General features: G+C 70.3%; 6 protein-coding genes. 1 reads left to right on the forward strand and 5 read right to left on the reverse strand.

What is annotated here, in order from left to right:
* Window positions 1–2,595, forward strand: a 2,595-nt coding sequence (locus ROTAS13_RS15105) for an ABC transporter ATP-binding protein (protein WP_075822750.1), incomplete at its 5' end; no start/stop codon positions are given.
* A 355-nt stretch (window positions 2,596–2,950) separates the two neighbouring features.
* Here the strand turns inward: ROTAS13_RS15105 and ROTAS13_RS15110 are convergent.
* From ROTAS13_RS15110 to ROTAS13_RS15130, 5 genes are all read right to left on the reverse strand, one after another.
* Window positions 2,951–3,238: an SWIB/MDM2 domain-containing protein gene (locus tag ROTAS13_RS15110; protein WP_019463082.1), complete on the reverse strand. Its 288-nt coding sequence runs from the start codon at window positions 3,236–3,238 to the stop codon at window positions 2,951–2,953.
* A gap of 251 nt (window positions 3,239–3,489) precedes the next feature.
* Window positions 3,490–4,386 carry an ABC transporter permease subunit gene (locus ROTAS13_RS15115; protein ID WP_019463083.1) on the reverse strand — a complete coding sequence of 299 codons (897 nt, stop codon included), beginning with the start codon at window positions 4,384–4,386 and terminating at the stop codon, window positions 3,490–3,492.
* A complete protein-coding gene (gsiC, locus tag ROTAS13_RS15120; protein ID WP_019463084.1) occupies window positions 4,383–5,303 on the reverse strand; it encodes a glutathione ABC transporter permease GsiC in 921 nt (306 codons plus the stop codon). The genes ROTAS13_RS15115 and gsiC overlap by 4 nt, the downstream gene beginning before the upstream one ends.
* Window positions 5,303–6,862 carry a glutathione ABC transporter substrate-binding protein GsiB gene (gene gsiB, locus ROTAS13_RS15125; RefSeq protein WP_226945977.1) on the reverse strand — a complete coding sequence of 520 codons (1,560 nt, stop codon included), beginning with the start codon at window positions 6,860–6,862 and terminating at the stop codon, window positions 5,303–5,305. The genes gsiC and gsiB overlap by 1 nt, the downstream gene beginning before the upstream one ends.
* 105 nt (window positions 6,863–6,967) lie before the next feature.
* Window positions 6,968–7,928, reverse strand: a 961-nt coding sequence (locus ROTAS13_RS15130; RefSeq protein ID WP_139323379.1) for an ABC transporter ATP-binding protein, incomplete at its 5' end; no start/stop codon positions are given.

Raw genomic sequence — 7,928 nt, forward strand, 5'->3', positions numbered from 1 at the left:
GCGCTGCGGCTGGGCGAGGCGGCGCCGGAGATCCGCTTCGAGGGCGTGCGCTTCGCCTATCCCGGCGGGCGGCAGCCGGCGCATGACGGGCTGGACTTCACCATCCGCGGCGGCGAGCGCGTCGGCCTCGTCGGCCCCAGCGGCGCCGGCAAGTCCTCGGTGATCCGGCTGCTGCTGCGGCAGTTCGACCCGCAGGCGGGCCGCATCCTGATCGGCGGCCAGGACGTCGCGACGCTGGACCCCGCCGGCATCGCCGCACACGTGGCGATCGTGGCGCAGGACGCCACGCTCTTCCACGGCACGGTGGCGGAAAACCTCCGCCTGGGCCGTCCGGAGGCGACCCAGGCCGAGCTGGAGGCCGCCTGCCGCGCCGCCAACGCACATGACTTCATCCAGTCCCTGCCCGGCGGCTACGACGCCCTGATTGGCGAGCGCGGCGCGCGGCTGTCCGGTGGGCAGCGGCAGCGGCTGGCCATCGCCCGCGCCCTGCTGCGCGACGCGCCGATCCTGATCCTGGACGAAGCACTTTCCGCCGTGGATGCGGAAAACGAGGCGGTGATCCAGCAGGCGCTGGACCGGCTGATGCAGGGCCGCACCGTGCTGATCCTGGCGCACCGCCTGTCCAGCGTGATCGGCGCGGACCGCATCCTGGTGCTGTCCGGCGGAAGGGTGGCGGAAAGCGGCACCCATGCTGCGCTGATGCGCCAGGGCGGCATCTACCGCCAGCTCATGGGCGCCCAGGCCGAGGAAAGAGGGCAGGGGGCGCTGGCCGATGCGCTGCGCCCCGCCGCGGAAAGCCATGCGGCGGCGGAGAGCGAGGCCGCGCCGGAGCCCGAGGACCTCAACGCCGCCGCCGCCTCGGTCGGCTGGGGCGAGACCCTGTCCAGCCTGATCCGCTACATCCGCCCCTGGCGCGGCAGGATGACGCTCACCGTGCTCTTCGGCATCGGCCGCGTCGCCGCCTTCATCGGCGTCGGCGTGCTCGGCGCGCTGCTGATCGCGGCGCTGCGCGACGGCGCGCCGGTGACGGGCCTCGCCATCGCGCTGGTCATCGCCGCGCCGGTGGCCGGCGGGCTGCACTGGCTGGAATCCTGGCTGGCGCACGACATCGCCTACCGCCTCCTCGCCGAGATGCGGATCGCGCTCTTCGACCGGCTGGATAGGCTGGGCCCGGCCTATCTGCTGCGGCGTCGGACGGGCGACCTCGTTTCCCTCGCCACCACGGATGTCGAGACGGTGGAGTATTTCTACGCCCATACCGTGGCCCCGGCGGTGGTGGCCCTGCTGGTGCCGCTGACCGTGCTCGGCGTGCTGGCCTGGGCCGCCTGGCCGCTGGCCCTCGCCCTGCTGCCCTTCCTGCTCTACGCCGGGCTGGCCCCCACCCTGGCGCGGCGGCGCATCGATGTCCTGGGCGCGGAATCCCGCGCCGCGCTGGGCGAGCTGGGCGCGCATGTGACCGAGACCATCCAGGGCCTCGGCGACCTGCTGGCCTTCCGGGCCGTGGGCGCGCGGCGCGCGGCCTTCCTGGCCCGGGTGGCGGCCTACCAGGACCGGCGCCTTTCCCTGATGCAGGACCAGTCCCGCGCCGGGGCGGCGCTGGATGTCGCGACCGGCCTGGGCGGGCTGGCGGTCGGCGCCGTGGGCGCGGCCCTGGCCGCGTCCGGGCGGCTCGACGCGTCGCTGCTGCCGATGCTGATCCTGCTCGCCATCGCCGCCTTCCTGCCGGTTTCCGAGATCGCCCAGGTCGGGCGGCAGCTCGCCGACACCATCGCCTCCACCCGAAGGCTGCGCGTGGTGGAGCGCGAGGTGCCGGTGGTGGTGGGCGGCGCCATGGAACCGTCTTCGCCCAAGGGCGGGTCGGCAGTGGCGTTCGAGGCGGTCGGATTCACCTATCCCGGCCGTGGCCGCCCGGCCCTGACCGGCCTGGACCTCACCTTGCCCGCCGGGCGCACCGCGGCGCTGGTCGGCCCTTCCGGCGCCGGCAAGTCCACCGTGGCCAGCCTGTTGCTGCGCTTCTGGGACCCGCAGGTGGGGCGCATCCTGCTGGACGGCACCGACCTGCGGGAACTGACGCTGGACGGGCTGCGCCGCCATGTCGCCCTGGTGGCGCAGGATACCTACCTGTTCAACGACACGCTGGAGGCTAATATCCGCCTCGCCCAGCCCGAGGCCAGTCCGGCGGCGCTGCAACGCGCCGTGGAACAGGCGGCGCTGGCGGATTTCGTGGCGGGCCTGCCCCAGGGCCTCGCCACGCCGGTCGGGGAGCGCGGCGTGCAGCTTTCCGGCGGGCAGCGCCAGCGCATCGCGATCGCCCGCGCCTTCCTGAAGGATGCACCGGTCCTGGTGCTGGACGAGGCGACCTCGCATCTCGACGCTATCAGCGAGACCCAGGTGCGGGCGGCGCTGGAGGCGCTGATGCGCGACCGGACGGTGCTGGTGATCGCCCACCGGCTTTCCACCATCCGCAACGCCGATACCATCCTGGTGATGCAAGGCGGCCGGGTGGTGGAGGCCGGCAACCACACGGCACTCCTGGCGCGGCGGGGTGCCTATGCGCGTCTGGTGTCGTGGCAGATGGATGCGGTGGCGGGGTGATCCCGCGGAGTACCGGTGGTCACCGCCGGGGGAGGCTCCGCCTGCCCCCGGAACCCCCACCGCCGGGGACATCGTATGTCCCCGGACCCCGCCTTTCGCTGGTGCCGGTGGCAAGGATAGTTCCTGTCCCGATCCCCCGGAACGGGTGTGCCAGCGGGGCTTCCGAAAACAAGATCAGAGGCACGGTTTCCGCGCCGATGGCACCCACAGCCGCCGTAGAGCACAGCTCTCCCGCGCGGCCAGCCTCAGCGAGCGCCCACTCACCGGACCAGGGCACGCAGTGTCCTGGCGGAGTGGGGGTTTGGGAGCGAGACGGAGCCTTGCCCCCAAGACGGCCGGAACTGACCGCCCGGACTTACTTCAGGTGCTGGGCGAGGTACTTGTTCATCTCGAACATGGTGACCTTGTCCTTGCCGAAGACCTTGCTCAGCTTGTCGTCGGCCAGGATCTCGCGCTTGTCCTTCGGGTTCTGCAGGTCATGGGCCTTGATGTATTCCCAGACCTTGCTGACGACCTCGCCGCGCGCCAGCTTGCCTTCGCCGACAACGGCGGCCAGTTCGGGGGAGGGCTGGAGCGGCTGCTGCAGCGCGTTCGGCTTGTCGCTCTTGGCCGCCGGCTTCTTTTCCGTGGTCTTGGTGCTCATCAAGTCACTCCGAATCCGTTCCGTCCGAGATACGCGACGGCTTGTTGCACAAGCAGTTCAGGGAGGCGAGGGTTGCGCCCGTCACCCCGGCCAGGGCCGTTGACCCGTCTGTGGCGGATGGGACGGGCCCCCGCAACCAGTGGCGGCAATGCACGGGATGCTGGCGAAACCCGCCGCCTCTGGCAAGCCGCATCGCCACGGCGTGGCGATGGGCCTGGAATTTCAGCGGACAAGCGCCGCTCCCGTCCGGTTCAGCGCAGCTTCTGGTCCAGGGCGTCGCGCAGCCCGTCTCCCAAAAGATTGAAGGCCAGCACCGTCAGGAAGATGGCAAGGCCCGGGAAGAAGGTCAGGTGGTCCGCCACGCCCAGGTAGGAACGCCCATCCGCCAGCATCGCCCCCCATTCCGGCGAGGGCGGCTGCGCCCCCAGGCCCAGGAAGCTCAGCCCCGCCGCCACCAGGATGGCGGTGCCGATGCGCAGCGAGGTGGTGACGATCACCCCTGGCAGCGTGCCGGGCAGGATGTGCCGCAGCACCAGCGGCAGGCGCTTCACGCCGATGGAGCGTGCCGCCTGGACATAGAGCGTCTGCTTCAGCGCCAGCGTGCTGCCGCGCACCACGCGGGCATAGATCGGGATGCTGAACACCGCCACGGCATAGATGACGTTCGCCACGCCTGGCCCCAGCAGCGCCACCACGGCGATGGCGAGCAGGATGCCGGGGAAGGCCAGCATCACGTCGCAGAGCCGCATCACCAGGCTGTCCACCCAGCCGCCGAAGAAGCCGCTGACGAGGCCCAGCGCCACGCCGAGCACGCCGCCCAGCATGACCGAGAGGAAGCCGACCGAGAGCGAGATCTGCGCGCCCCAGAGGATGCGGCTGAAGATGTCGCGCCCATAGGCATCCGTGCCCGCCCAGTGCAGGGCGGAGGGGCCGGCCAGGATGTTGTTGTAGTCGGGCTCCGCCGGGTCGTAGGGCGCGATCCAGGGCGCGGCGATGGCCGCCAGCACCACCAGCAGGATCAGGCCCCCCGCCACCATGGCCACGCGCTGGCGCAGGAAGCGGCGCCAGAACTCGCCCCAGGGAGACTGGATCTCCAGCGGCGCCGTCGTGCCCGTGCCGGCGATGTCGTCGAGGGGAGCGTCGCTCATTTCAGGCGAATCTCCGGGTTCACCACGGCGTAGAGCTGGTCCACGACGAGGTTGATGAGGACGAATTCCAGGGCGAAGAGCAGGATCAGCGCCTGGATCACGGGATAGTCGCGGTAGGAGACGCTGTCGATCAGCAGCCGCCCCAGCCCGGGCCAGGCGAAGACCGTCTCGATCACGATGGCGCCGCCGAGCAGCGTGCCGAATTCCAGCCCGGTCATGGTGATCACCGGGATCAGCGCGTTGCGCAGCGTGTGGTGCCAGACCACGCGCCGCTCCGGCACGCCCTTCATGCGGGCGGTGCGGACATAATCCTCCGACGCCACCTCGACATAGGCGGAGCGCGAGAAGCGCGCCAGGATCGCCGCCACCGTGGTACCCAGGGTGAAGCCCGGCATGATGAAGCTGGTCCAGCCCTCGTAGCCGCCGGTCGGCAGCCAGCCGAGCCGCACGGAGAAGACGTTGATCAGCAGCAGGCCCAGCCAGAAGGAGGGAAAGGAGATGCCGGAAACGGCGAAGACCATTCCCAGCCGGTCCTGCCACCGGTTGCGCTTCACGCCGGAGACCACGCCGATCAGCACGCCGACGACGGTGGCCCAGGCCATGGCCACCACCGTCAGCCAGAAGGTCGGCATGAAGCGCTCGCCGATCTCCTCCGCCACCGGACGCTTGGTCTTGGTGGAACGGCCGAGATCGCCCTGCAGCGTGTTCCCCATGTAGCGCAGGTACTGGTTCCAGATGGGCCGGTCGAGGCCCATCTCCTCGCGCACCAGGGCCACGTCCTGCGCCGTCGCATCCGGCCCGGCGACCAGCCGCGCCGGATCGCCCGGCAGCAGGCGGACGAAGGCGAAGACGAAGATCGACACCGCGACCAGAACCGGCACGGCGCCGAGCAGGCGGCGCAGGGCGTAGCCGAGCATCAGGAGAGCGCCGCTTCCTCGATGAGCAGGCCGCCGTCAGGGATGCGGTACATCCCGGTCAGCTTCTTGCTCCTGGCCGACAGCACGTTCTCGACACCAAGGAAGATCCAGGGCGCGTCCTTCCAGATCTTCGCCTGGGCATCCTTGTACAGCGCCTCGCGCTTCGCCGGGTCGGCGGTGGCGATGGCGGCCTCCAGCGCCTTGTCGACATCGGGGTTGCTGTAATAGGCGGTGTTGTAGAGCTTGGGCGGGAAGCCCTGGCCCCAGAGCAGCGGGCGCAGTCCCCAGTCGGCATCGCCGGTCGAGGAGGACCAGCCGCCGTAATAGGTCTGGATCTGCGCGTCCTCCGGCTTCTGCACCGACCAGATGCGGTCCTGCAGCACGCCGGTCTCCATCGGCATGACGTTCACCTTCACGCCGACGGCGGCGAGCTGCTGCTGCATGAACTGCATGCCGCGCTGCGCCAGCGTGTTGTTCTGCGCCCACATCTCCGTCTCGAAGCCGTTCGGGTAGCCGGCCTCGGCCAGCAACCGCTTCGCCTTGGCGACGTCGTATGCATAGGGCTCCTGCCAGCTGTAGAAGCCCAGCTTCGGCGGGATCGGCGCGTCGAGGGGCTGCGCGAAGCCGTTATAGACGACCTTGGCATAGGCCTCCTTGTTCACGGCATGGTTCAGCGCCTGCCGCACCCGCACGTCGCTGAACGGCTTCTTCATGCAGTTCATCGAGACATAGCGCGCGATGATCGACGGGCTGTCCACGATCTCGACATTCGGGCTGCGCTGCACCACCGCGGCCATCTCCGGCGGCAGCGGGTAGATGAAATGCGCCTCGCCGGTCTGCAGCATGGCGATGCGCGCGCCGTTCTCCGGCACGGAGCGGAAGGTCACCGTCTCCACCTTCGGCAGGCCGGGCTTCCAGTAGCCGGTGTTCTTCTTCACCTTCAGCGTGTCGGCGTTCCAGGACACGAAGGTGAAGGGGCCGGTGCCAACCGGGTTGCGCCCGATCTCCTTGCCGAACTGCGCGATCGCCTTGGGGCTCAGCATCATGCCGGCCGGGTGCGCGATGGTGTTCACGAAGGCGCCGAAGGGCTCCTTCAGGATCACGCGCGCGGTCAGCGGGTCCACCACCTCGACCCGGTCGAGCATGGCGAGCAGGCTCTGCCGCTTCAGCCGGTTCTCCGGATTGGCGACGCGCTCGAAATTCGCCTTCACCGCCTGGGCATCGAAAGGCGTGCCGTCGTGGAAGGAGATGCCCTGGCGCAGCTTGAAGGTGAAGACCTTCGCGCTGTCGTCGGCGGTGTAGCTCTCGGCCAGCACGGGGATGAGCTTCATCTCCGGATCGAAGCCGTAGAGGCCCTGCAGCATCAGCCGGCAGGCCGACTGCGACAGCGTGTCGTTGACATCGGCCGGGTCCAGGCCGGTCAGGTTGTCGGGCACGCCGACCACGAGGTCGTTGGCGGCGGCCTGGGCCGGCGTCACCTGGCCCAGCCAGGGCAGGGCGGCGCTCACGCCCAGCGCGCCCATCAGGGCGCGGCGGCGGATGGCGGGGAAGTCGGTCACGAAATCCTCCTCTTCGAGCGTGATGACCACAAGCCGGAACGGCCGGAGGTCCGGATCACGCGAACAAACACGCGGCGTGCCGGCCGGAGGCCTTGGTTCACGCGATCAGTACAGGCCGCCGACATGGTGCCGCGCGACGAAATGGTCAGGCCCGACCGGCACCAGCGGCGCCACCTCGGGCGGGTCGTCCGGGCGGCGCAGCGGGCTCGGCACCTCGCTGTCGTCCAGGCCGCGGTCATGGCCGCGCCGCGCCGGATCGGGAACCGGGACGGCGGCCAGCAGACGCTTCGTATAGGGGTGCTGCGGGTCGTTCATCACCGCCTGCCGGGGGCCGATCTCCACCACCTGACCCAGATACATCACCGCCACGCGATGGCTGATCCGCTCCACCACCGCCATGTCGTGGCTGATGAAGAGATAGGCCAGCCCCATCTCCCGCTGCAGACGCATCATCAGGTTCACCACCTGGGCGCGGATCGACACGTCCAGCGCCGCCACGGATTCGTCGGCGATGATGACCTGGGGCTCCGAGGCCAGGGCGCGGGCGATGCAGACGCGCTGCCGCTGTCCGCCGGAAAGCTCGTGCGGATAGCGCCGCGCGTGTTCCGGCCCCAGCCCCACCTGGGTGAGAAGCTGCGCCACCCGGTCCTGCACCGCGCGGCCGCTCAGCAGCCTGTGGGTCAGGATCGGCTCGGCCACGGAAAAGCCCACGGTCAGGCGCGGATCGAGCGAGGCGAAGGGGTCCTGGAAGACGAACTGCACGCCGCGCCGCAGCCGCGCCTCCTTGGCGTCGTCGAGCCGGGTCATGTCCTCGCCCGCGAAGCGGATCTCGCCGCCGATCGGCTGCTCCAGCCGGATGATCGAGCGTCCCGTGGTGGACTTGCCGCAGCCGGACTCGCCCACCACCGCCAGCGTCTCGCCGGGGCGCAGCGCGAAGCTCACCTTCTCCGCCGCATGGATGCGCCCGGCCAGCCGGCCGAAGAAGCCGCGCTTCACGTCGAAGCGGGTGGTCAGGTCGCGCACCTCCAGCACCGGCTCGGCGCCGGGGCGCACCGTGTCCTGCGGC

The organism is Roseomonas sp. TAS13 (assembly GCF_001950415.1).
Taxonomy (GTDB): Bacteria; Pseudomonadota; Alphaproteobacteria; order Acetobacterales; family Acetobacteraceae; genus Roseomonas; species Roseomonas mucosa.

Bases quoted from the DNA above. Each gene is read 5' to 3' on its own strand.
- ROTAS13_RS15115 (WP_019463083.1), bottom strand. From the start codon at position 4,386: ATGAGCGACGCTCCCCTCGACGACATCGCCGGCACGGGCACGACGGCG.
- gsiC (WP_019463084.1), bottom strand. From the start codon at position 5,303: ATGCTCGGCTACGCCCTGCGCCGCCTGCTCGGCGCCGTGCCGGTTCTG.
- ROTAS13_RS15110 (WP_019463082.1), bottom strand. From the start codon at position 3,238: ATGAGCACCAAGACCACGGAAAAGAAGCCGGCGGCCAAGAGCGACAAG.